The organism is Kineosporia mesophila, assembly GCF_021129235.1.
Lineage (GTDB): Bacteria > Actinomycetota > Actinomycetes > Actinomycetales > Kineosporiaceae > Kineosporia > Kineosporia mesophila.
Genome location: NZ_JAJOMA010000019.1, coordinates 15464 through 39706, shown reverse-complemented (window position 1 = coordinate 39706; position 24243 = coordinate 15464). Strand labels below are relative to the sequence as shown.

Annotated in this window: 24 protein-coding genes and 2 pseudogenes; 16 read left to right on the top strand and 10 right to left on the bottom strand. The window is 61.8% G+C overall.

The genetic code is table 11. The features are described 5' to 3' along the window. Positions 1–120: 120 nt before the first annotated feature. Entirely contained in the window at positions 121–642 is a 522-nt protein-coding gene (locus tag LR393_RS24440; RefSeq protein WP_231487030.1) for a hypothetical protein, read from the bottom strand. 19 nt (positions 643–661) lie between these two features. Here LR393_RS24440 and LR393_RS24435 point away from each other — a divergent pair, with 19 nt between their 5' ends. Continuing rightward, positions 662–952 (top strand): hypothetical protein, encoded by a 291-nt coding sequence (locus tag LR393_RS24435; RefSeq protein ID WP_231487028.1) that lies wholly within the window; start codon positions 662–664, stop codon positions 950–952. Positions 953–1150: 198 nt separating this feature from the next. Next, positions 1151–1339, top strand: a pseudogene (locus LR393_RS37145) (DUF2188 domain-containing protein); the annotation flags it as partial. Between the two features lie 106 nt (positions 1340–1445). On the opposite strand, the gene LR393_RS24430 reads toward LR393_RS37145, so the two are convergent. After that, positions 1446–3137, bottom strand: a complete 1692-nt coding sequence (locus tag LR393_RS24430; RefSeq protein ID WP_231487026.1) for a DUF6119 family protein — start codon at positions 3135–3137, stop codon at positions 1446–1448. 457 nt (positions 3138–3594) lie between these two features. Between LR393_RS24430 and LR393_RS24425 the strand changes: the two genes are divergently transcribed. From LR393_RS24425 to LR393_RS24410, 5 genes and pseudogenes are all read left to right on the top strand, one after another. Further along, complete coding sequence (locus tag LR393_RS24425) at positions 3595–5235, top strand: N-6 DNA methylase (protein ID WP_231487024.1); 1641 nt, start codon at positions 3595–3597, stop codon at positions 5233–5235. 2 nt (positions 5236–5237) lie between these two features. After that, positions 5238–5653 (top strand): annotated as a pseudogene (locus LR393_RS24420) (type I restriction-modification system subunit M N-terminal domain-containing protein); the annotation flags it as partial. Between the two features lie 66 nt (positions 5654–5719). Then, a complete protein-coding gene (locus LR393_RS24415; protein ID WP_407937348.1) occupies positions 5720–6286 on the top strand; it encodes an HsdM family class I SAM-dependent methyltransferase in 567 nt (188 codons plus the stop codon). Continuing rightward, on the top strand, positions 6190–6561 hold the full coding sequence (locus LR393_RS35680) for an HsdM family class I SAM-dependent methyltransferase (protein WP_331282978.1): 372 nt from the start codon (positions 6190–6192) through the stop codon (positions 6559–6561). The genes LR393_RS24415 and LR393_RS35680 overlap by 97 nt, the downstream gene beginning before the upstream one ends. Before the next feature lie 6 nt (positions 6562–6567). After that, entirely contained in the window at positions 6568–7221 is a 654-nt protein-coding gene (locus LR393_RS24410) for a hypothetical protein (RefSeq protein WP_231487001.1), read from the top strand. 699 nt (positions 7222–7920) lie between these two features. Here the strand turns inward: LR393_RS24410 and LR393_RS24405 are convergent. Then, positions 7921–8115, bottom strand: coding sequence for a hypothetical protein (locus tag LR393_RS24405; RefSeq protein WP_231486997.1), 195 nt, complete (start codon positions 8113–8115; stop codon positions 7921–7923). A gap of 408 nt (positions 8116–8523) precedes the next feature. Between LR393_RS24405 and LR393_RS24400 the strand changes: the two genes are divergently transcribed. From LR393_RS24400 to LR393_RS24380, 5 genes are all read left to right on the top strand, one after another. Continuing rightward, positions 8524–11682: a type I restriction endonuclease subunit R gene (locus LR393_RS24400; RefSeq protein ID WP_231487132.1), complete on the top strand. Its 3159-nt coding sequence runs from the start codon at positions 8524–8526 to the stop codon at positions 11680–11682. A 38-nt stretch (positions 11683–11720) separates the two neighbouring features. Then, on the top strand, positions 11721–13325 hold the full coding sequence (locus tag LR393_RS24395) for a serine/threonine-protein kinase (protein WP_231486994.1): 1605 nt from the start codon (positions 11721–11723) through the stop codon (positions 13323–13325). A gap of 628 nt (positions 13326–13953) precedes the next feature. After that, positions 13954–14214, top strand: coding sequence for a hypothetical protein (locus LR393_RS24390; protein WP_231486981.1), 261 nt, complete (start codon positions 13954–13956; stop codon positions 14212–14214). 126 nt (positions 14215–14340) lie between these two features. Then, entirely contained in the window at positions 14341–14601 is a 261-nt protein-coding gene (locus LR393_RS24385; RefSeq protein WP_231486978.1) for a hypothetical protein, read from the top strand. Then, entirely contained in the window at positions 14601–15059 is a 459-nt protein-coding gene (locus LR393_RS24380; RefSeq protein WP_231486975.1) for a hypothetical protein, read from the top strand. The genes LR393_RS24385 and LR393_RS24380 overlap by 1 nt, the downstream gene beginning before the upstream one ends. A gap of 50 nt (positions 15060–15109) precedes the next feature. Here LR393_RS24380 and LR393_RS24375 read toward each other — a convergent pair whose 3' ends face one another. Both LR393_RS24375 and LR393_RS24370 read right to left on the bottom strand, forming a co-directional pair. Beyond that, positions 15110–15322: a DUF397 domain-containing protein gene (locus tag LR393_RS24375; protein WP_231486972.1), complete on the bottom strand. Its 213-nt coding sequence runs from the start codon at positions 15320–15322 to the stop codon at positions 15110–15112. Then, positions 15319–16113: a helix-turn-helix domain-containing protein gene (locus tag LR393_RS24370; protein WP_231486969.1), complete on the bottom strand. Its 795-nt coding sequence runs from the start codon at positions 16111–16113 to the stop codon at positions 15319–15321. The genes LR393_RS24375 and LR393_RS24370 overlap by 4 nt, the downstream gene beginning before the upstream one ends. Before the next feature lie 591 nt (positions 16114–16704). Between LR393_RS24370 and LR393_RS24365 the strand changes: the two genes are divergently transcribed. From LR393_RS24365 to LR393_RS24355, 3 genes are all read left to right on the top strand, one after another. Continuing rightward, the gene (locus tag LR393_RS24365; RefSeq protein WP_231486965.1) at positions 16705–17463 is read left to right on the top strand and encodes a SprT-like domain-containing protein; all 759 of its coding nucleotides are present in this window, start codon (positions 16705–16707) and stop codon (positions 17461–17463) included. 389 nt (positions 17464–17852) lie between these two features. Next, complete coding sequence (locus tag LR393_RS36630) at positions 17853–19643, top strand: N-6 DNA methylase (protein WP_231486963.1); 1791 nt, start codon at positions 17853–17855, stop codon at positions 19641–19643. Then, positions 19640–20266, top strand: a complete 627-nt coding sequence (locus LR393_RS24355) for a restriction endonuclease subunit S (RefSeq protein WP_231486961.1) — start codon at positions 19640–19642, stop codon at positions 20264–20266. Before LR393_RS36630 ends, LR393_RS24355 begins: the two co-directional genes overlap by 4 nt. A gap of 438 nt (positions 20267–20704) precedes the next feature. Here the strand turns inward: LR393_RS24355 and LR393_RS24350 are convergent, their stop codons facing one another. The 5 genes from LR393_RS24350 to LR393_RS24330 all read right to left on the bottom strand — a co-directional run bounded on the left by LR393_RS24350 (position 20705) and on the right by LR393_RS24330 (position 23547). Further along, positions 20705–21157 (bottom strand): hypothetical protein, encoded by a 453-nt coding sequence (locus LR393_RS24350; protein WP_231486959.1) that lies wholly within the window; start codon positions 21155–21157, stop codon positions 20705–20707. A 2-nt stretch (positions 21158–21159) separates the two neighbouring features. After that, complete coding sequence (locus tag LR393_RS24345) at positions 21160–21579, bottom strand: hypothetical protein (protein ID WP_231486956.1); 420 nt, start codon at positions 21577–21579, stop codon at positions 21160–21162. Between the two features lie 516 nt (positions 21580–22095). Next, entirely contained in the window at positions 22096–22356 is a 261-nt protein-coding gene (locus LR393_RS24340; RefSeq protein WP_231486953.1) for a hypothetical protein, read from the bottom strand. 193 nt (positions 22357–22549) lie between these two features. Further along, on the bottom strand, positions 22550–22756 hold the full coding sequence (locus LR393_RS24335) for a DUF397 domain-containing protein (RefSeq protein ID WP_231486951.1): 207 nt from the start codon (positions 22754–22756) through the stop codon (positions 22550–22552). Continuing rightward, the gene (locus tag LR393_RS24330; protein WP_231486948.1) at positions 22753–23547 is read right to left on the bottom strand and encodes a helix-turn-helix domain-containing protein; all 795 of its coding nucleotides are present in this window, start codon (positions 23545–23547) and stop codon (positions 22753–22755) included. The genes LR393_RS24335 and LR393_RS24330 overlap by 4 nt, the downstream gene beginning before the upstream one ends. A 348-nt stretch (positions 23548–23895) precedes the next feature. Here LR393_RS24330 and LR393_RS24325 point away from each other — a divergent pair, with 348 nt between their 5' ends. Then, on the top strand, positions 23896–24228 hold the full coding sequence (locus tag LR393_RS24325) for a hypothetical protein (protein WP_231486945.1): 333 nt from the start codon (positions 23896–23898) through the stop codon (positions 24226–24228). Positions 24229–24243 lie beyond the last annotated feature (15 nt).

The following is a 24243-nucleotide window of genomic DNA, read 5'->3' as shown; positions in this document are numbered from 1 at the left end:
GACTATTCATTTCGGCGCGATTTGTACGCCAAAGGCTTCACTTTGGAACCCAACGGTGTCGCTGGCGGCCTGTCAGTCTGAAGCCCAGACCCTTGGCCAGAGCTGCTTGTCCTGCACTGCCTATTGTGTCGGGTCCTGCGAAGGCGAAATCTGCGGCGGCTCGGTGTCCTCCTGGTAGGGAGCGAGCGTCGCCGGCAGCGGCAGGGAGTGCTTTTCGCAGAGCCAGCGGGTCTGGCAGTAGCGCTGGGCGTCGGCGGCGACGTTGCCGAGGGCCGTGAAGTTCATGCCGTCCCCGATCAGAATTCCCACGAGCGGGACGACCTTGGCTACGTTCTGGACCGGGACCCTGGCGCCCTTGGGCCCGAGGTGCTTCATCAACTTCTCCAGTGCCGCCACGAGTCGGTGATCCTCGCGCCTGTCCTCGTCGGCGTCGGGCTTGGCTTCGACGACGACCCTGCGATCGTGATCACCGTAGGCGTTGCCGTCGCTCTCGGGTTTCCCATCCCCGTCTCGCGGTTGGTCGCAACGCGAGGTCTTATCTTGGAGGCTAGTCTCATTCGGAAGTGGGGTGGTCGGCACACCGTAAAACTTCTGCTGCCCGCGGGCGAAGGGGGTGGAGCGGCTTGCAGCGAGCATCGCCACAGAGTCGAGTCTCACCGGCATGGCTTTGCCCACCGAAAAGGCCTTGAACGATGCCGACGAGGAGGTCTACTCGAAGGCGGTTCGGTGGGTATTCGAGAACACCCGGGACCATGCAAAGTTTCCGGTGGTCTGGTCTGAGCTGAAAACGTATGGACACGAACGTAACCTGCTCGGGTTGCGACCCATCGGTGTTGCTCTCGCTTCACTCGCCATGATCCCTTTGTCCCTTGGGCTATTACTGGGAAGCGATCTTCAGTTGCTTCCTTCCTGCCTCCTGTTCGCCGCGTGTATCGGCTCCGGCGTTTGGTGATGGAAGGTCCCAAGCGAGCGAAGGGCGGAAGCAGCCAGTCTCCGCTACGCGGAACGCCTTTTGGATGCGACTGCCGTTCTGCGTAATTGACCTCCAAGCTTCCTTGTGTGAAAGTCACGCAAGAGGAATGATTTAAGAACGAAAAGGAGAACGACGTATGCCGAAAATGCCGCTGGTCCATACCGTCCCGTCCGAAGAGGGGGTTGGGCGAACCGTCGGGAAGGCGCCAGCCGCGCCTTGAAGGCCTTCCCGACGAAAGCCGAAGCGACTGCTGCCGGGCGTGCCACGGCCCAGCGAGAGGGCACGGAGCATCTGATCCACAAGCGTGACGGCGCGATCGGGCAGCGGAACAGCTACGGCAACGATCCATACCCACCCCAGGGATAGCAGGTATCGGAGGTCCACACCTGGGCCTTCCTGGGAGCTTGCTCCGCGCTCCTTGAGCTAATGCTCGAGCAGCGCGGGTCAGGTGAGCGCCGCAGCGGGGCGGGGATCAGCTCGAGCGAAACTCCTGCGGGATGCCGACCACATCGACAGCAATGCCGCGGTTGTTCAGCTTCGACACGGCATGGCGCAGGGTGACCTGGGCGAAGGGGAAGAGGGTGTCGGCGGTCAGGGTGCGGCCGGTCTTGAGCATGATGCCGTACACCACCTTCTTCGGCACGAAGTCGGACGGAACTGCGCGGCCCTTGCCGTAGCGGTCCACGACGGCACAGAACCTCTCCCGGATGTCCGCCCGGGCCAGGTTCTCGGCGGAGGTGAGCCCCTGGAAGAACAGGTGGCTCAGCACATCGGAGCCTTCAGCCAGCTTGACGTGCACGAGCTCGTCGAGAGGGCCCAGGAGATCGCAAATCTCGAGTTCCGAGCGCCGGTCGGGGCGGGACTTGACGGTCCTGCGGTCCAGGGTGAGGAAGCCCGGGCAGGTATCGCCCACGCGGATGTTGTACTGCCGTTCGGTCTCGAAGTCCCCGTCAGTGACCTGCCAGGGCGGCAGAACCAGGGCGGCGGCGGAGTTGTCGAAGATCCGGTGGACGTCGCGCTCGAGGTCACTCAGGTATGTCGCGTCGAACTGGTACCACTCGCCCTCGCGCAGCGTGAAGCGCTCCGCGCCGATGGAAACGGATGCCTCAATCCAGTTAAGCAGCGAGCTGTGGCTGATCAGATCACTGGTGTCGTACGAGGCGTACAGGCGCATCTCACCGCGGCGAAGTGCGTTGAGACGCTTGCCCCGGTCCTGGCGCCGGGCGAGCAGCGCGATGTCGTCGGCAGTGGGGTGCAGCCGGGAAAGCCGGGCGCCGCCAGCGCAGACCTGGAAGCTGCTGGCGGTGCTGTATGCGTTCATCCTCTCGATGGGCACGGCTAGGGCGAAGGGCAGTTCGATCTCCCCGAGGAGAGAGTCCAGCCGGTCGTCGAGTTCGGCGATGAGGGTGGGGCAGTGCACCGGGACGATGTTCTCGATGAACTGCAGGTCGCGGTGGACGTCCCGGGTCCGCAGGATGTTCTCGAAGGTGCGGACGTCGGCGATGAAACCCGCCGGTGTGATGCCGAGGTGGGTGTGGATCGAGCTGGCCGTTTCGAGCTTCGGGGTGCGGGTGCCGCCCCGGCTGAAGGTCAGGGGCAGGTCGATGGTGCCGCCCTTGATTTTGCGCACCATCTGCGTGACCTGGTCGATCCGCATATTCCACAGCGGCGAGCCGCCCGGGACGAGCGTGCTGTCAACGCGGCCGTTCATGGCGGGGACCAGGCGGACGACGTCGGAGATCTCCGCAGGGTCGAGGCACCGCACCGCGAGTGACAGCCCGAAGGACCGGTCCTTGACCGAGTCCTCGATCCAGGTATGCGCCTTGCCGAACGTCGCGAGGTAGACCCGTCCGTCCACTTCCACGAAGAGAGCAGCTCCGAGACCTTCGGGACGGTGCCCGGAACCCACCTGAACACCGGTGAGGGTGAGCAGGTCGCCGACCAAGTCCGAGGGCTTCATGGCATAGCTCGCCGAGACGAGCACCGCCCTGGAACCAGCGAGGCCCGGGGTATCCACCGCCGGGTTTAGGTCCTGACAACCCTTGGTCAGGTAATCGAGCACCTCGTCGATCGAGATGCCCTCGATGAGGCGGTGCAGCGTCATGTTGCGGGTGTCGCGAGGGCGCCGCTGACGAGGCAGCCCGGTGCTGTTCGTGTTCGTCATGACTCTTCCCTTGGTTCGACTCGACCCTGTTCGCCGCGCCGGCGGCGGCCTCCACCTGTGAAGCGCTCTGGAAGCATCTCGATTAGATCAATAGAGTGAAAGCACTGTCAAACAGTTCCACCGCACGTATGGATTGACGGTGCTTTCACGTGTAGGTTCTTCCGCGTGAAGCACCCGGGCGGAAGTGAGGGCTGACGACGTGTCAGAGATGGAGAAGGCCCAGGTCACGGCCGCGGATATCGCCCGACTGGCGGGAGTGACTCGAGCGACGGTGAGCAACTGGCGCCGCCGTCACGAGGACTTTCCCGAGCCGGTTGGGGGCACTGAAAGCAGTCCTGCGTACGACGTTGAGGCTGTGCGCAGCTGGTTGGGACACAGAGAGGGGCGGTCAGCAGCCGCTCCGCTAGCCGACCTGCTGGCACGCCTCAGAGAAGCGCGGCCAGGGCAGGAGCCAGCTGTGGTGCGGTTCGCTTTAGAGGTCGCGAGTGGTCCCGAACCGCCGGACGAAGAGGGACGGCTGTACTCGTGGCTCACGGAACGACTTCGAGAGGCAGAAGGTCCGTGGCTGAGCGGTCCGGCGGAGGAAATAGTTCTGCTGGCCGCGCTGGCGGCTGTGCGGGCAGTGGGATCTGCCGCCGTGATCGAAGCCGTTCTCGATCAAGGAGCGGCTGGGGCCGGAGCCGTCCGGACGCCAGGCGTGGTCGCGAAACTCATGGCCGACCTACTGGCGATTCCAGAAAAGTCATACCCCGAAAGCATTTTAGATCCGGCTTGTGGCACAGGCGCTTTTCTGATTCAGGCACTTGACCACGGAAGCAACCGAGTGCTCGGCCAGGACATCGCTGAGCTGCAGATCGAGCTTGCTGCGGCGGTCCTACACGAACCAGCCGTCGCTGCTCAAGACGCAGTTCTGCGGGTAGGGGACAGCCTTCTCCACGATGCCTTCCGAGGGACGGCAGTCGATGGCGTCCTGTGCAACCCGCCGTACAACGTCCGCCGGTGGGGACACGACGAGCTTGCTTACGACGAGCGCTGGGTACACGGACTTCCTGCTCGGACTGAGTCTGAGTTGGCCTGGGTCCAGCACTCTCTGGCGCATCTGGAAGCTGAAGGCCTCGCCGTTCTCTTGTTGCCCCCCTCCGTAGCGCACAGGAACTCAGGCCGGCGCATCCGGCAATCCCTACTGCGGTCGGGTTCAGTACGTGCGGTCGTCGCACTTCGGCAAGGGGTCGCCGCCCCTCTCCATGTCCCCCTGCATGTCTGGATCTTGCAGAAGCGTCCTATCGGTGCCTCGGCCACGTCCCCAGTGCTCTTCATCCAAGCCGCTGACCTCGAGCTCACCGACGTACCCGCGATCTGGACTCGTTTCGTCAGCACTCCAGATACTTTCGAGTCGATCCCAGGTGTCGCCCGGTCCGTTCCCGTCGTGGAACTTCTCGACGAAGAAGCCGATCTTTCTCCCACCCGACACGTACGGACCAGCTCGCCCGAGCTGACCCCGGCGCATGCGGCCCAATCATCGGCAGCAGCTCGCGATCAACTCCGCTCCAGCGCTGACGAGCTCCTTCGACTACTGCCCTTGCTCGACAAATGGTCGCTTGCCGGGGACGAGCCCAAACGGTGGCGCACAGCGACCGTCGCGGACCTCCTCCGAGGTGGAGCCGTCTCTCTCGTCGAAGAACCGGAACCGGGGGACGTCCTCCTGCCGGCTCTCGTTCGCTCCCGAGCTTCCCAGGCGAGGGTCGTTGAGAACGATGACGAGGCCACTGCCGACTCGCTTCGAGGATTGCATGTGGTCCGGCCTGACCCAGACCGTCTGGACTCCTGGTTCCTCGCAGGATTCATGGGGGCCGATGACAACATTTCTGCCGCCAGCACGGGGTCGTCAATGATCAAGCTCGACGTCCGCAAGCTCAAGGTCCCACTCATGCCGTTGGCCGACCAGCAGCGCTTTGGCCAGGCGTTTCGACATCTGGCCGAGCTACGGCGTGCCGCCCGAGAGACAGCCGCCAGGGCCGAACAGACTGCCGCCGACCTGATGTCCGCCACCATCGCCGGCGCCCTCGTGCCGCCGGAATCTCCCATGTCCACACCTTGACGGTGCTGAATGCGGGACCATCGAACGTTGCACCGCCTGATGAAAGGTTGACATTGAACGACATCAGCAAGCAGAGCGAACTGGCCAACTTCGCCTGGTCCGTCGCCGACCTGCTGCGTGGGGACTACAAGCAATCCGACTACGGCAAGGTCATCCTGCCCTTCACCGTGCTGCGCCGCCTGGAGTGCGTTCTCCAGCCCACCCGTGACCAGGTGCTCGACGTCTACGAGCAGCGCAAGGACTCCGGGATGGACCCAACGAAGTTCCTCGAGCGCGCGGCCAGCAGACCTTCTACAACACGAGCAAGTACACCCTGGCGCAGCTGGTCAAGGACCACGCCCACATCGCCGAGCATCTGACCGCCTACGTCGGAGCCTTCTCAAAGAACGCGCAGGAGGTGCTGGAGAAGTACGACTTCGCCCAGCAGATCCGTCGGCTGGAAAGCGCGGACCTGCTTTATCAGGTCACCGCGAGGTTCGCGAGCATGGACCTGAGTCCGGAGAACGTTTCGAACCACCAGATGGGCTATGTGTTCGAGGACCTCATCAGGAGGTTCTCCGAGCAGTCAAACGAGACCGCTGGTGAGCATTTCACTCCTCGCGAGGTCATCGAGCTGATGGTTGAGTTGTTGATCGCTCCTGATAACGATCTCCTGAGCACTAAAGGTGTGTCGCGTACCGTGCTCGACCCGGCCTGCGGCACTGGCGGGATGCTCACCGCGATGGAAGAGCACATCCGTAAGCGCACTGACAACGCCACCGTGACCGCGTACGGACAGGAGTTGAATCCTGAGTCCTGGGCGATCTGTCGTTCTGACCTGATGATCAAAGGCCAGAACGCTTCCAACATCGCATTTGGAAACTCCTTCACCCAAGACGGGCACGCTGGCAAGCGGTTCGACTACTTGTTGGCTAATCCACCATTCGGTGTGAATGGAAGAAGGTTCGGGAAACGATCGAGGCTGAGCATGAGAAACTTGGCGAGAGCGGGCGCTTTGGGGCAGGTCTCCCGCGGATCAACGATGGCTCCTTTCTCTTCCTTCAACACATGATTTTTAAAATGAAGCCGGTGGACTCTAGCGGCAACGGTGGCAGTCGAATCGCCATTGTTTTCAATGGATCTCCTCTGTTCACTGGTTCTGCCGGTTCAGGTGAATCAAATATTCGGCGGTGGGTAATCGAAAATGATTGGCTTGAGGCCATCGTGGCCCTACCGGATCAACTCTTCTATAACACCGGGATATCCACCTACTTCTGGATCATTACCAATCGTAAACGCCCCGACAACAAGGGAAATGTTGTACTGCTCGATGCCCGTGGCTATTGATCAAAAATGCGAAAGTCGCTTGGTGATAAGCGTAAATACATCAGCGGTCGCCAAGTCGATGAAGTAGTTTTTCTATATTCGGATGCACTGCATATAGCTGAGGATCCCAGCCATCCGATGCATCGGCGAGTCAAAATATTTGCTAATGATGACTTCGGGTTCAATCGAGTCACTGTAGAACGACCATTGAAGCTCAGATTTGAAGTGAGTGAGGCCAGTATTCTCATTGCCGAGGAATCTCGGGCAATATCTAACCACATAGATTTAAGAAAGCTCACTGAGGTTCTCAAGACGCTATTCGGCCAGAAGTGGGAGACGAAGAATGTCGCGTTCGCTCATGTGAGGGAGGCGATGGGGCAGGCTGGACTCGAATGGTCGAGTAAGGCTGCTTTTCTCGCTGGAATGAGGGATGTCCTCGGTGTTCGAGATCCGAACGGTGAAATCCAAATGAAGAAGGATTTGCCTGAGCCGGATCCGGAGTTGCGCGATTTCGAAAATATTCCAATCGCGCAAGACCAAGATGCTTACATGAAGCGCGAGGTACTTCCGTATGCGTCAGATGCTTGGATCGACTCAGACAAAACGAAGGTCGGCTACTCCATAAACTTTGCCCGCCATTTTTTATTCGTACATTCCACCGCACTCTTTTCGGGAGATTGACGCCGATCTCAAATCGGTCGAGGCGGACATTACTTCGCTGCTATCGAAGGTGACGGAGGAATAACAGTGGGCTCACTGAGCACGGATTGTGGGCAAGGCCTAAAGTGGCCCGAGGACTGGCGAACTGCGCCACTATGGTCTTTGTTTGAGCGGGTGAAAGACGTAGGGCACCCACGCGAAGAGATGTTGAGCGTCTATCGGGATCACGGGGTTGTCAGAAAGGAGGAGAGGGGGGACAACTTCAACGCGACAGCTGAGGATCGAAACATTTACCAGCTCGTTGACAGTGGTTGGTTTATTGTGAACCGAATGAAGGCTTGGCAGGGAGCAGTCGGAATATCTACAATGCGTGGCATCGTTTCCGGGCACTACATTTGCTTCAAGCCCAGGCATCACGAAGACTCGGGGTTCCTCAACTGGCTCCTTCGGTCAAATCGCTACACGCTGGAGTATTCGCGAATCTCGCGGGGGGTGCGACCTGGGCAGCTCGAGGTTGATAACAATGATCTGAGAGTACTTCCCATTCGTCTGCCGGAGATCGAAGAGCAAAGGCGTATATCGGATTTTCTTCACGGCGAGACGCATCGCATCGATGAGGTCCTCCGAAAGAAGCAACGCCTCATCGATTTGATGTCGGAAAGTATTGATTCACGGATTCTTGAGCACGTCGGATCGAGTCCGCTCGTTTCCATGAATCCCTCAGTCGCGGAGCGTCCGATAAAGCGGATCCTGCGGAAAGTCTCCAGGCCGCCAGTGATCGAGGGCGAACTTGTGACAGCCTTTCGAAATGGTCGAGTTATGGCGCGCTCCCTCCGGCGTACAGAGGGCTTCACGAATGCCGCGTCCGAAACAGCCGTTGTTCAAGGTATAGGCATCGATGATGTGGTAATCCATGGCTTAGATGGATTTGCGGGTTCGATTGGAGCGTCTGAATCGGTCGGGAACGGCAGTCCTGTCTATCATGTCTGCGTTCCGGTAGCCGGCGCTGACCCTCGGTTTGTTGGGCGTCTGCTTCGAGTGCTCGCAGTCTCGGGCTACCTTGCATTGTATGCCGTAAGTACGCGGGAGCGAGCTGTGGACTTCCGGAACTGGCAACTATTGGTTCGATTTCGATACCCGATGTACCTCTTGCTGCGCAGCGTGAGATCGGTGAAAAATCCGTCTACTCGGGCCAATGCAAGACGCAGTTGAGCGCTCGCGAGTTTTGGCGATGGAGAGAAAGAACGCATTGATTGACGCGACTCTCTCCGGGCGCCTCGATGTTAGAACCGCGAGTGGGCGCGGCTTAGAAAGGGGCCTGTGATGGAAAGCGTTGGCCATGAATCAGTTTTCGGCGACGCTATTGTCGCCGATCTCTTCGAGCACGGATGGAGGGAGGGGACGGCTTCATCCTATAATACGGAGCTGGGGCTTGACGCCGGTGAACTGTACACGTTCATTGGAAATACGCAGAACGAAGAATGGCTGAAGTTAGTTGATCTTTATGGCGGTGAGGTCAATGAAGCCCAGCGAGGTTTTGCGAGGAGAGTTGATCAAGTCATTCGAACAGATGGCTTGCTGGATGTACTGCGTAAAGGGGTGAAAGATCGAGGAGTCTTGATCCGGCTCGCCTACTTTCGTCCGGACCTTGTTCTCGAGCAGGCGATCTTGGATAAATACCGCGCCAATCGTCTCACTGTGGTGCGAGAGCTATCGTATGCGTCGAAGCCTTCAGGGAAGGGAAAACGACTCGATCTGACCCTGTTCTTGAATGGTATTCCTATTGCGACGGCGGAACTCAAGAACGGTTTCACGAAGCAGAACGCAGACGACGCGAAGAAGCAGTATCGGACCGATCGGGATCCGACCGAGTTGATCTTCGCGCACCGGACGGTGGCACACTTCGCCGTCGATCAGGACTTGGTATTCGTCACCTCGCAGTTGCGTGGCGAGCGCACGCGGTTCCTGCCCTTCAACACCGGTTCGAACGGCCCCGGGAACTCCGGCGGTAAGGGAAACGCGGTCGGGGAGGGGTACGCGACCTCGTACCTGTGGAAAGAGATCTGGCAGCCGGATACCTGGCTCGATCTGCTCGAGCGGTACGTGCACCTGCACAAGGAGAAGGGTGCCGACGGCCGCATACGCAAGTCGCTGATCTTCCCTCGGTACCACCAGTGGCACGCGGTTCGGAGGCTGACGCAGCACGCAGCCCGGTGTGGAGCCGGCCGGGACTACCTGATTATGGCGTCGGCTGGCTCAGGCAAGTCGAACACGATCGCCTGGCTTGCGCACCGGTTGTCGTCGTTGCACTCGCCCACGGACGTCGCTGAGCTGGATCCAGACGCTGTGGAAAAGGGCCTCGAGCCTGGGAAACCGGTGTTCGACAAGGTCATCGTGATCACCGACCGTCGGAACCTTGATGGTCAGTTGCGTGAGACGGTGGGTAGCTTCGAGCAGACGGCTGGCCTGGTGGTCTCGGTTGACGAGAACCGCGGCTCCAAGTCCAAGCAGCTCGCGCAGGCTCTGTCCAGCGAGAGCGGCTCGATCGTGACAGTTACGCTGCAGACGTTCCCGGCGCTGGTGGATTACCTGCGGCGTGAGCCGACCGAGATCAAGGGCCGTCGCTTCGCGGTGATCGTGGACGAAGCTCACTCGTCGCAGTCCGGCGAGGCTGCCGGCAAGGTTCGCGAAGTGCTGGGCGAGTTCGGACTCGACGGTGACTCCGAAGACATGGGTGCGACCGAGGCGGCACCTTCGTCCGTTGGCGAGAAGTTGAAAGCCGAGGCGCGAAAGCGTAAGGGAAGCGGCAACATCTCCTACTTTGCCTTCACCGCGACTCCAAAAGCCAAGACGCTGGAAGACTTTGGGACTCTGGAAGAAGATGGCAAGTACCATCCCTTCCACACCTACTCGATGCGTCAGGCGATCGAGGAGGGGTTCATCCTCGATCCGCTGCGCAACTACGTCACGTACAAGACGTACTGGAAGCTGATGAACGAGAACCCGGATGACCGCGAGGTTGATCCGCGTAAGACCAAGGCGCTCCTGGCCCGGTTCGCGTACACCCATCAGTCAACGGTCACTCAGCAGGCCGAGATCGTCGTCGAGCACTTCCGGGCTCACACTGCAGGACGCCTGGGTGGTCGTTCGAAGGCGATGGTGGTGACGGCGTCACGGATGAGCGCGGTGCAGATGGCCCGATACATGAGGTCCTACATCGACGTGCAGGGATACTCCGGGCTTGGGGTACTGGTCGCCTTCTCCGGCGCGCTGAAGTACGACGGTGAGGAGACCACCGAGGTCCGGGAGAATGGAGGCCTCGCAAAGAGCGCTCTGCCCGAGGCGTTTGGGTACACGCGAGCCGATGACAAGACTGCCTACGTGCCTGGGAAAGAGCGTCCCGAGTTCCGTATCCTGGTCGTCGCCGAGAAGTACCAGACCGGGTTCGATCAGCCCCTCCTCACGACGATGTACGTGAACAAGACCCTGAAGGGAATCGCTGCCGTCCAGACACTCTCGCGCCTGAACCGGACAGCCGAGCGCAAGGGACAGGAAGACCTGGCCATTCTCGACTTCGTGAACGAGGCCGAGGACATCCGGGAGGCGTTCAAGCCGTACTACGAAGAGGCAGACACTTTGCCTACTGACCCGAATCTCCTCTACAACGCGGCGAGCGCGGTGATGAGCGCGCCGATCCTGGTCGAGTCGGAGATGACGGCGTTCGCCGAGGCGTTCCTCTTGGCCCGTGAAAAGGCTGATGGCGACAACGCTGCCTGGGTGAAGCTCCAGGAGACGCTGTACACCCACCTCGTGCCGGCGCAGACGCACTTCGCTGACCTGCTGAACAGCAGTGACGACGAGCAGGAGGAGCAGGCCGAGGGCTTCCGCTCAGCCCTGAACGACTTGGTGCGCAAGTACGCGTTCCTCTCGCGGATCGTGCCCTATGAAGACAGCGAACTTGAACGACTGTACGTCTTCGGCCGTTATCTGCTCACCCGACTGGCTCGTCGTCCTGACGGGGGCGTTGATATCGGTCAGATCGATCTCAGCCATCTCCGGATCGAGAAGACCGGTGAGTACGACGTCAGCTTGACCTCGGAGGGTAGCCAGACCCTGAAAGGGTTCGGGGACGGTACGCCTGGCAGCAAGGACGAGAAGACGCTCTTGTCTGAGCTGGTCGAACGCTTCAACGAGCGATTCGGGACGGAGTTCTCCGAGGCGGACCTGCTCCAGCCGTTCGAGGAGGCGATGGCCGATCCGGAGGTCCAGCAGGCCGCCCTCGTGAACGACGAAGAGAACTTCGGCCTGAAGTTCGAGCCGGTCTTCGAAGAAAAGATCATGAATCACGTGGACAGTGTGGCGAACCTGGGCAAGCTCTACTTCGGGGACCAGCCCGATGTTCGTAACACCCTTAACCGCTCTGCTCGCAGGGCGGCCTGGCGGTTGATCCGGAAACAGAACGGGTTGGACGACGTGGCCTGACACGTACGACGGCGAACCGGAACGGAGGACGGGGAGCAGTGGCACAGCAGATTCCGCATGCCCTTGCGGGAGGCCGGTACGAACTGGTCGAGATGATCGGGGCCGGCGGTATGGGGCAGGTGTGGCGAGGATTCGACGCAGTTCTTGACCGCGAGGTTGCGATCAAGCTGATCCGGAAGGACGTGATTGCTGGGCCTGAGCAGATTGCCGACTTCCATCACCGCTTCCAGCGAGAAGCCCGAGTCACCGCGAGGATCAGACACCACGGTATCCCGCAGGTCTACGACGCACTCCTCGACCCGTCTGGGGGCGACGTCTACCTGGTGATGGAGCTGGTCACTGGTGTGCCGCTCCGCCGGTTTATCGATCCGTCGAGGCCGCTCCCTCTGAGTTGGGTTACCGCGGTGGTGGCTCAAATCTGCACGTCCCTTTCCCACGCGCACGCGATTCCGGTCGTGCATCGCGATCTCAAGCCAGAGAACGTCATGGTGGGCGCGGACGGGGGGATCAAGCTGCTCGATTTCGGCATCGCCGCGCTGCTGGAGACCGGCGTCACCCGGATCACCTCGAGCGGCCAGCCCCTCGGCACCAGTCATTACATGCCGCCTGAGCAGGTCAAGGGCGGAAAGATCGCTCCGTACTCGGACCTGTACGCGCTCGGCTGCCTCACCCACGAACTGCTCTCTGGCGGCTACGTGTTCCAGGCAACCAACGACTTCGAGCGCATGCAGAAGCACGTGGACGAGGCGCCTCCGCCTTTGCGGTCTCTTCGGAACGACGTGCCGGCCGAGATCGAGGACTTGGTGTTGCGGCTGCTCGCCAAAGACCCCGATGCCCGTCCTGAAAGCGCCTTCGACGTCTACGAGGAGCTCTTGCCGTTCTTGCCTCAACCTGGCACGAACGCCGAGATGGTCCAGCCGACCGCGGGCAGTGGTGGCCTGACGAGGATGCCCGACCCTACGCTGCTCTTCCGTCGTCCGAATGCCCCGCAGAGACCAACGTCGGTGGTCGAGCCAACGACGGGTATCGCCCCGCTCACGCCCGGACTCCCCACTGCGCCTGGGAGCGTGCCGGATCCCCTGGCAGAAGAGCTGCGCCTCGGCGAGACTCAAGCTCTGAAGCTGGCCGAGGCCGGCAGAATTGAGCAGGCTGCCCAAGTGCTGGACGGCCTGATCAGGCGGGCGACGACGATCTTGAACGCCGGTAGCTTCGTGGTCGCTGAACTGCGTAGGAGCAGGGCTGGCTATCTGATGCTGGGTGAGGACTACGGCCGAGCACTTCCCGAGTTGGTGGAGCTGGCTGATCGATACGGTCGGCGCCGTGGTTCTGAGGACGATTTCGTACGGGGTTGCCTCATGGCTGCAGCCGAGTGCCTCGCCGCGCTGGGGCGCACCAGCGAGGCCCTGGTCGTTTTTCGGGAAGTGCTCGATGTTCTCGCGGCCGAGTCCGACGTCAGCGACGACGCCGTGGAGGTCCGTCTGATCATCGGGGTTCTCCTGATCACGGAAGGTTCCACCGATGAGGCCTTGCAAGCGCTCGACTCGTTGAGTGACGACCTAGAAATCATTGCACCGGATAGCGCGGTGCTTGAGGAAGTACGGGCTCACGGAGCCCGGTTGCGGGCAACTGGCCACGGCGGGTAAAAGGAGGATGGGCACTGAGTTTCCCCAGCCCGGGTGAGATCAACCTGGTGATGCAGCATTTGAAGCTGTGTCGAATCCAGGTCGAGGTCCATTACGATCTCGTACAGACATGGGACAGCACCACAAGAAGCACGGGGCCGGTGTGTGGCGGCGGAGTCAAGGTGATCGGGATGTCAAATCTCGGCACGACGTGCATTCTTACCCCCAACCCGAGCAGAATGCTGTTCCACGACTTTGGAACCGAAGATGGAGGCGTACTTTCCAGGACGCCGGTCTCTAGACGCAGCTGGCGCTCAGCGACGAAGGCCTTGAGGATCTTGTCTGGCGATGTCCAAGCGCTTCAGGATTGTGCGGACGGTCTCGGCATCGGGGACCCCTTCAACTCCGAGGATCCACCGGAGGTACTGCTTCACTGCACCCGACATCCGGAACCTCATTTCGACGGTTGGGCCAATTCTGAGGCCGCCATCGCGAGCCAGATCGAGCGTAGGGACCAAGCCGCCTCATCTTTGCTCCTTCGGGCCGAGACGGGAAAGTTCCGCTATGTCTCATTGATCCATGTGAGTGCATGCGCTAGCGTCACTGGCTCTCTACGGAAAGCAAGTATCGAATGGGAGCGGAGGGCTTCGTGGCTTCGATTGATGATGTTGTCGCCGCCTTGGAAGCGATGAAGAGTTCGCTGGACAGCACGTCAAACGAGCTGACCGGTGTCGCATCGGAGGCTGGCGAAACCCACGAGGCTCTCGCCATGCTGGGCGTCGAAGAAAGCGCCGGACACATGGAAGCCTGTAAGAGTAAAATCGAGGATTCGATCGCTCAGTTCGGTGCGGTGGTGTCCGCGATCGATGAGGCGATCCAGGAGGCGCTCGCAGCCAAGGGGTCACCTTGAAGCAAGGCGCAAGGGACGTCTGGCATCGCGCCTAACTCCAAGGACGGGATGCCCCGCGCCTCGACGGGCAACGGCGTGCGTCCCAAATTTGAGATGTCTCCCTGGGGCAGCTCGGCGGTCCGGCCCATGGCCAACGACTCGGCCAAAGCCGTTGAGAAGGCCGAGCAGCACGACGAGCCAGCGAGGCCCCGCATCGCCTCCTCCGTCAATCTTGACGTTGTCGCGAACTCGGCGGGTGCGGCCTGGGCGTTCGTGGGTGTGGTCACCCACATGCCAATTGAATACATCCTGGCCGGCACGGCCGCGACCAGTGCGATGAACATGTGGCAGGTCGTAACTGCCAAGATCGAAGATGTCCGCGAACGTCGAAAGGGTAAGGGGCGATAGTGCGCATCGATCCAGCAATCGAGCCGCGGGTGCGGGAGGCTTTCGCTGCTTCGGTGGCTGAGCAGCCCGAACGTTTTGACGAAGCGATCCGTGCTCTGGGCGACAACGACGACGATCTTCGTCGGGCGCTGGAGCTGGCGTTCAACGTGGTGGCGGCTGCTGCTTTCGCCATCGACGGAGGGCTCGCGCCCACCGAGGAGCGGCTCACCTATTTTGCGGAAGCGTTCTCCAAGACCCAGTCCTCATGGTCAGGGGTCGACCAGGCTGCTGCCCTGAGCTTCCTACGGGCGGTCACGAGCGGACAGGATCCCCTCGAAGTCATGACCGCCGGGGACGCCGCCTACACGGCGCACGCTCTCGGAGGATGGCTCCTCTCAGCGTTCCCGCGCGGAGAAGGTCTGCGGTGGGTCGACTTTCTGGACGGAGTGCTCAACGGGCTGGAGGCTCGCGACCAGTGAGTCTGTACGTGGCTGTTCCCAAGCCTGCACCTGGGAACAGCCAGCGTCAGTCAGCCGCTCAGGCCGTCGAATTCACCGGTCTTGGCACCCTCGAGCCAAGCCCTGAAGTCGTGCTGCGAAAGGTTGTGGACGGGGCTCATCGAACCGAGCTTGCTGTCGCGGATCTGGACGGCGCGGCCTGCTCGGCGCATCTCCACGCACTCGCCGGCGTCGCTGCTGGCGGAGGCCTTGATCCAGTGGTTGTTGTCGGGGTGGTCTGTCACTCGAACTCCTTGATGGGGACGCTCAACCGGTGTACGACCTCGAACGCTTCACGATAAGCCTGCACGTGTCGCTGTCCCTCTAAGTATCGAGCCCCGGTCAGCGCTTCCAGATAGACCACTGATGGGCGTTGAGCATCGGGGAAATCGAGCAGCGAGAACCTGGCTGCCATGCCCGGGTGGGCCCTCGATCGACGAGGAATCACGCGTACGTCAATGCCCGGGCGCTCGCTGAGCTCCGTCAGCGCTCGACGCTGTTCATCCATCACATGGGCTGAACCGATCTCGAATTCGAAGGCACCAGGCCCGAGGACGACGCGGATGATCCGATCACTGCGGTCGAGCATCGCCCTCTGCCGGTCTTCGCGCAGTTGGAGGCGCGTTCGAACCGTAGAAGGGCTTGCGATACCAAGAGTGTCGACCACAGCTTCGGCGTAGGCGCTCGTCTGGAGTACTCCCGGTACCAGTTCCGGATGCCAGTAGGTGAGACCCGAGCATCGCCGTTCACAGGCCAGGTAGAGATCCAGCCACCCCGGCACAGCATCCCGGCTGTCTTCCCAGAACGCCTCCGACTTGGCCATGTCAGCAAGGTGAATCAGCTCTTTGGCCTCCTCCGGATCCATTTCGTAGAACCGGCACAACGTCCACACGTCACCGGGCTCGGCCCGAACCCCGGTCTCGATCTCCCGTAGTTTCGTCAGGCCGAAAACCTTGGCCTCGGCAATGTCGCTCTGTGTTTTTCCGGCCTTCTTGCGGGCGGCTTCGAGACGAAGCCCGAGCTCGCTGCGGGCCAACTGTGATCCTGGCATGGTGCTGTCACCCCCGTGACAGTGCGTTCGACGATTGCGGACCTTGCAGGTTGCCCTACTCGGAATCCGAGCCTTGCCCCCAGGCGGCATTTTGGTGAACCGTATGCCGTGAGCGCAGTGGGTCGACAAGTCGCACTGTGAAACGTCTTACGGAGAGACCATCATGACACAGCCGCGAACGTGCCTTCCGCCACCGGACCTTCGCCGTTGCTGCCAACTGGACAACGGCGTCTTCAATGATCTCAGGCCACCCGCCTGACCTGGACCGCCCGCGCGTGCTTCATGCGAATACGGGGGAGGCACGCGCGGGCCCGCATCTGAAAGGCCCTGCCCACGAATAGATTCAGCGGAAGAGCCATCAGCAACGGACGAAGAGCTCGCTGGTCGATGCCGAAGCCATCGAACGTGAACGCTTCGTCGGACGGGATCAGCTAACCCAGCGCATTGATTTCGGCTTACTGGCTGAACCGGTCGCCGGCCGGGTGCATCGGCCGCGGATCGCGCTGGGGGAGTTGTTTGATCTGGACAGCCGGGAGGCTCGCGCGATCGCCGGGGCCGGTCGTCCATAATGGAGTAGTGGATCTCGGTGCGGCGGCCGTCATGGCGCGTGATTTGCTTCGGCAGCACGGTCTCGATGACTGGGAACTCGGCTTTGATCGGGCCAAGCGGCGGGCCGGCTGTTGCCACTTCGATCTGAAAGTGATCAGCCTGAGCATTCCGCTGACGGTGCTTCACCCGCAGGACGAGGTCCGGGACACCGTGCTGCACGAGATTGCGCACGCCTTGGTCGGCCCGGATCATGGTCATGATGATGTCTGGCGCGCTCAGGCGGTCGAGATCGGTGCGGCACCCGAGCGATCCTTGTCGGATGACCTGCCGAAGCTCCCCGGCAAGTTCACCGGAACCTGCCCCGAGGGTCACCAGGCCGAGCGGCACCGGCGACCGACCAAGCCGGCGAGCTGCCCGACCTGCTCGTCCAGGTTCGATGCGGAAAAGCTGTTCACCTGGACGATGGGCGACCTGTCGATCCGGATGTTGCCCACTTACGTGGCCGCCCTGGTGAGGCTTGTGGAAACCACTGGTTCGGCGGTGGCCGAGGAGCAGCTGGAGATGGACGAGGCGCTGGGCGGAGGGCGCCACCAGAAGGCTGTCATTGCTCGGCAGCAGCAGATCAGGCCGGGAACCCAGGTCCGTCTGAGCTCGGCTGCGGGAAAGTATGCAGGCCGCGAGGGTGTGGTGATCCGCTGGCTGAGGACCCGCTACGAGGTTCAGTGCGGTGAGACCGTTCTGCAGGTGCCGCCAGCCCTTGTGGTTGCGCGACCTGATAGGGCCTGAGGAATTACGTGAGCGGGGACACGGAGTAGGCCCGGTCTGAAAGCCATCTGTGTAACGAAACAATGAGGGCTAACGAAACACGCTCCGGACTTTGCGTGGTCCACGGGTACTCCTAGCCTGATGTCACTCCTTCGAACGGACATGAAGGATGAATCGGGAGGCATGGACCATGTGGCAATAGCTGGCGCACGAAGCGGGATGGGGGATGGCTGTGATCTGGGGTGGCCGCTCGGTGATCATCGCCTACCTGCACCTGGCGGATCGCTCGCAGGAGCGTGAGTTGTTGAAGCACGCGATGACCAGCGAGAACAGGACGAGTAGGTTCATCCGAATCAGGCGAACGGCGCCGCGAGACCTTGGGCAGCCGAGCTCGCGGAGCGGTGACCGACGTGGCTGAGCAGCAGGAAATTGCGGCGGCCGAGATCGCTCAGGCTCTGGGTGTGAAGGTGCAGGCCGTCACCAACTGGCCGATCCGGCATTCGAACTTTCCGTTGTCAACGAACCGTCGGGGTCGTACCAAGCTCTACGACGTCACGACGATGGCTGATTGGCTCGACCAGCAACCGATTTACCAGGCGTCATCAGAAGGTGACCGTACGTACGGCGATCGCTTCCGGCGGTCGCTGAAGCTGCCGCCGCGGCCGGCCGACGCACCCATGGCCAAAGCTCCTCGAAAAGCGTCGAACCGTCTGCCGGCGGATTCCTGGTCTTCGGTGACTCGGCCGTTCCCCGGGATGAACAGCTTGGGAGCGCACGATGCCGGGGTGTTCCTCGCGTGGCTGCGAGCCACTTGCCCTCAGCCATGGAGCCAGCTGATCCAGAGTGGGCTTCTTGTCGGGCGACCAGCGTCGATGCCTTTGGCCGCGGACTCGGGTGCCTTGCGCGCGCTCGATCCCCGATGGCCAGAGTCCGCACAGCTGGGGCTGGCGTTGCCCAAGCTTCGTCCCGGGCTGTTTCGACCCCCGAAGGAGTCGAACGGTCGAGACAGCCGGAGCAACCTCTTCTACCTGGCTCGTGCACTGAACGCGGCGCTCAGTGTTGTTGAAACGGAAGACCGGGCCGACGAGGCCAGCTCCGCCGTGGGTCGAGCACGGTCCTTCGAGGTCTTGCTCGATCGCCTCGCCCAGTCGCGCCAGAAGGTCCGCGACCACGAGGAACTCGGCCAGATGGGCTGGTACTTCACACCGGTCGGGCTGACGGAAGTCATGATCGACATGGTGGCGCCGACGGCAGGTGACCAGGTGTTCGACCCGTGCTGTGGCTCTGGGGAACTGCTGGCTGCCGCAGCCAGGCGGGTTGTGCTCCGAGGCGGCTCGACGGTTCGGGTGTCCGGAACGGCTGCAAACGAGCGTTCTCAGCGAACTACTCTGACTCACTTGGCGATGCAAAGCTTCAGCGCTCAAATTGAAGGACGCGTCGGTCGCCTGGACGGCGAACTTCCGGAACCGAGTGGCTGGGGTCTGGAGCCGGCGGACGTAGTGGTCAGCAACCCACCCTTCGACCTGGGCCGCTGGCAGATTGCGGATCTGACGCCGACGGGCGGCTGGGCCTACGGGACGCCGGCCGATCACGGGATCGAATTCGCTTGGTTGCAAAAGGTTCTGGCGCCATTGACCAGCGAAGGCCGGGCCGCCTTGGTCCTGCCGATCCGGGCCACCCATCCGCATCACCAGCAGGGACAGGAGATCCTCGGCAATCTGCTGGAGGCCGGCGTAATCCGTGCGGTGATCGAGCTGCCCTCTCATCTGTTCCGCGAGACGTCGGCTGCCATGTCCGTCTGGATTTTCGGACCTCCGCGACAGGGCGACCGCCGGGTGCTGATCCTTGATGCTGAAAAGCTGATCGGCGGTCAGCGCAACCATCGGGTGATCACGTCACGGAGCAGAGACGAGATCCTCAGCATCTGGAGTCGATGGGAAGGCGACCAAATGGTGGACGCCGCCAACGCGTCCGTTGCTGTTGGAGTGTCTTTCGACGACATCAGATCTCGTGGGGGAGTCCTCGCTTTCTCCCGTCATCGTCCGCCCCTGGTGTCGGCACCGATGAAAATACCTACTCTCGAGGAAGTATCGGTTTCGACTATTGACCTCCGCCGTACCCTGCACGAGCTCGAAGATGAGGCAGCAGCTCTGGCGGAACGGCTCGATCAGTTTCTCGATGCCTGGGAGGATGAACGATGACACCGCTCGAATCGGTGACCGGGCCGCACCCATCCGGTTGGGAGATCGCCACTCTTGGCAACCTGTGCGAGATGAAGAGCAGCCCGAAATCTCTGGAGGCTGACATTGCCTTTCATGAGGGCGTTCCCGTGATTTCGCCCGCGCAGATCGGCAACGGTCAGATCGACCTACTACTGGCTCAGCGTATCCCTCTCGACAAGGCGAAGAGACTCGAGCGACACCGCTTGAGACTGAACGACATTGTCATGATCCGTACCGGAGACCGTCTTGAACATGCTCTGCTCACGGGTGATGCGGCGGTTCAGGCGCCGATCGCCGGTGGGTCGTGTTTCCGGATCCGGGTGATCTCGGACGATCTCCTGCCGGAGTATCTGAGCTGGTACCTGAACCGGCCTGCGGTTCAGGAGTGGATGGGCCGGCGTGACTCGTCCGGAGTCGTCCGCCATCGGCGAATGGCCGAGCTCGCATCGTTGCCGATCCCGTTGCCGGCATTACCGGAGCAGTCGCGGATGGCCGAGATCGGCCGGCTCCTGGAGCGCAAGATCCGCGTGCACGAGGAGGCTGCCGACGTGGCCCGGCGGCTTCGGGACGAGGTAGCACGATCGATGCTGGCAGGCCGTTGATCCGGCGCCATGGGGAGCGCCGCTCATTTCTACATGAAAGCCCTCGCACCTACGCCTTCGCCCGGTTGAGTCGATTAGCCCATCGGTGCTTCTTCACGTAAGCAACCAGCCGCAGGGTCAGCGGCGCGATGCGGGGGCTGGAATTCGACGTCGTGGTGGTACTCAAGCCTGAAGACTTCGCTGAGAAGCGAAGTGGTCTCAAAGGGCAGCTATACACGAGTCTCACCAGGGCGAACCACGAACTCGGAGTGGTGCACAGCAAGCCCTTGCCCCGTGGGTTGAAGCCGACCAAGCGTCGCTCCGCTGTGCGCAAGCCACGAGCAGGCAGAGCTGAAAGTGCTGGACCGCTGGATCCGGATCAGAACGTCAAGGCGTCAGCGATCACGTGATTCCCCAGGCTGTGGGAGCCCATCTTGAGCAACCATCATTCAAAGCGGTTCATACGCAACCGCCATCGGCAGGCAGCGCGGCCAGTCGAGGAAGCAGCTCATGTGCGAGTTTGATCGCCGACGGGCGAAGGAATCCGCAGTCTGCAGCCGTCAAGTACGAGTCACTCAGCAGCACGATTCCATAGAGATGAACCGTAACCATGGAGGCGGAGTCAGTCCCCGCCAGAGCATCCTGATCGCCCTCGACACTGCGGAGGGCGGCCTCGACCATCCAAGCCTGAACCTCGCCCGCCGACTTGGCCGCCACCTGACGGCAGAATTCGAGCTGCTCATCACGGTTCATCGGACGGACGGTGCGATCGGCGGCCACGGAGAACGAGGCCAGCGACGCGGCCAGGAGCTCGATGCCGGGGGAGTTCTCGAAGGCCGAGTCGACGGCATCGGCGTCCAGCGGCAGGAAGATGCCCACCAGATCGGCGATGTCACGCTCGTTGGCTGCCATGCTCAGTCGTTCAGCTGCTCGTTCATGAACTCGACGACCTCATCCAGGAACGATTCGAATGCCGCCCCGTCGATGCCGAGTTCGCGACGGATACCGTAGGTGATCACGGTCTCGACACGTGAGATCTCGGCCGGTGGTACATCGTTGACCAAGTCTTCCTCGCCGTAGGCGTTCAGGATGACTCGCTCGGCGAGTACCGGGTTGAGCCCTTCCGGCTTGACCCACTCGTTCCTGATCCGGGCGATGAGATCAGCGGCCTGGGTAGGGCTGGGCTCGTCGGGGAAGACGCGATCCAGGGCGATAGAGAACGCGGCTACTCCCGCCTGCATCGACGTCTTGAGGCCGATGTCAGCGAGCGCTACCTCGGGGGCCCCTTCCACTCCGAGGACCCACCGGAGGTACTGCTTCACTGCGTCCGACACCGAAACCTCGTTTCGTGATTGAAGCTGAAAAGGATTGCCCTGCTGAAAGGTCGAGTACCAGGAGCCAGGTCACGGCTCGTTCTCCCATGGATAACTGGGACGGGTTGGCGGCTGTGGAGGTTCTGCTTCCTGCTCTGGGGTTCGGGCTCCTCGACGGATATGTTGCCAAGCGTACTTCCCCCTGAAAAGGACCAAGCCAAGCACCAGTCCGGCACTGGTCACCGTGGGGAGATCTGGGCTGGAAGTTGATCCGGGCGAGGCCATGGGTGGGTCGCCCGGAGTGCGAGTCGCCGTCGATGTCGACGTTGGCGGGTCTGGCAGCTTCTTGAAGGTCTCCAGCGCACCCTTGGTCATCTTCTCGAAGTGACCGACTACGTCGCCGGCGTCTCCGGCTTGTTGCGATACCTGCTCGAATCGTCGGCGTGCCTGGCCCCGAGCCGACTTCCGGGCTCTCGCGGGCTTCGGCGCAGGTGCTACTTCTGCGGGACCGGCGGGCGTGATGCCGGCGCCACCTCTTCAAGTGCCGGCAGCGACGCTCAATGTCAGTGTTTGGAGTTCTTCAGCCTTCTCCGACGCTGCCTTGAGAAGGTCCGCCAGCGCATCGAGTTCCTCCTTGACCAGGCCCAATCCCTCGGCAACGGACTCCGCTCCGAGCTCCATGGCGTTCGCGGAGGTCTCTTCGGCATTCTGAGAGACGGCGACGACCTCGTTCGTGGCTTCGTCGATCTTGCTGGCTACAGCGCTGATGGCTTCTGCGAGCTCGTCGATCTTCGACATCTGCCGTGGCCTCCAGTGCTGACGATGTCTGTAAGTAGTGAAACCTACACAATCCGCCAGATGGTGACCACGGGTAGAGGAAACCGTGACCTTTAGGGAAGCGAGGCACCTGGGGTGATCTGCGCTTGATCGAGCGGCGTGCTGACTGCCCCGGTCGTCCCTGTTGGAGAAGAAGGACGACCGAGGCGCTGTCTCAGCGGGACAGCAGATCGAACTCGCCCGACTTGGCGCTCGCGAGCCAGGTGGCGAACCCGGCTCGGTTCAGAGAGTGGACAGGGCTGCTGCTGCCGAGCTTGCTGTCTCTGACCTGCACGGTCTCGCTGGCCCGGCGCATCTGGACGCAGTCGCCGCCGCCGTTGCTGGCAGTCGCTTTGATCCAGTCGTCGTCCTGGTCTTTCATGCGAACTCCTCGATGGGGATGCTGAGCCTGCAGAGGTTGGAGAACGCTTCACGATAGGCCGAGACGTGCCGCTGGCCTTCGAGGTAGCGCGCTCCGGTCAGCGCTTCGAGGTAGACCACTGAGGGACGTCGATCTCCGTGGAAGTCCAGCAACGAGAATCGGGCTGACATGCCTGGGTGTGCCGGCGACCGACGGGGAAGTACCCGGATGTCGATTCCGGGACGTTGATTGAGCTCGCAGAGCGCCTGATGCTGTGCGGCCATGGTCTTGCTGGAGCCGAGTTCCAGCTCAAAGGCGCCCGGACCGAGCACGACCTGAACGACGCGGTCGTCACGCTCGAGCATTGCGCGTTGGCGTTCGTCACGTAGTCGGAGGCGCGTTCTGATCGCCCCGGGGTCGCGGGTGCCATCGGTACCGACGACGGACTCTGCGTAGGCGGCGGTCTGGAACACGCCGGGCGCGAGCTCCGGATGCCAGTAGCTCAGCTTCGAGCACTGCCTCTCGCAAGCCAGGTAGAGCTCGAACCACCCCGGCACCGCATCCCGGCTGTCTTCCCAGAACGCCTCCAACTTGGCCATGTCCGCAAGGTGAATCAGCTCTTTGGCCTCGTCCGGTTCCACCTCGTAGAACCGGCACAACGTCCACACATCACCGGGCTCGGCCCGAACCCCGGTCTCGATCTCCCGCAATTTCGTCAGGCCGAAAATCTTGGCCTCGGCGATGTCGCTCTGTGTTTTCCCGGCCTTCTTGCGGGCGGCTTCGAGGCGAAGCCCCAGCTCGCTGCGGGCCAACTGTGATCCTGGCATGGTGCTGCCACCCCCGTGACAGTGCAATCGACGATTTCGGACGTTGCAGGTTGCCCCCGCTCGGAATCCGAGCCTTGCCCCAGATGGCATTGCGGTGAACCGTAAGCCGTGAGCGCAGCCGGTCGACAACTGCTACTGCGAAACGTCTTACGGAGAGACCATCATGACACAGCCGCGAACGGGCCCTCCGCCACGGGACGTTCACCATTGCTGCCCACTGGACAACGGCGTCCTCAATGATTTCATGCCACCCGCCTGGCCTGGACCGCCCGCGCGTGCCTCATGTGAAAACGGGGGAGGCACGCGCGGGCCTGCATCTGAAGGGCCTTGCTCATGGGACAGATTCAGCCGCAGAACGATCAGCCGTGGGCCAAGATCTCGCTGGTCGATACCGAGGCCATCGATCGTGAACGCGTCATCGGACGCACGCAGCTGGCCGACGATTACGTCTTGGTCCGGGTGGCTCAGCGCGTTGACTTCGATCTGCTCGGCGTACCGGTCAGCAAGAACGTGCACCGGCCGCGGAACGCGCTGGGGGAGTTGTTCGAGCTGGACAGCAGGCAGGCCCGGGCGATCGCGGGTCATTTGCTGGCTGCGGCCGACTTCTTTGACGTCATCGCTGGGACTGAAGCCCAGCGGCGTCCACCATTGGTGGCTCGAAGGTGAGGATGTGACCTCGTC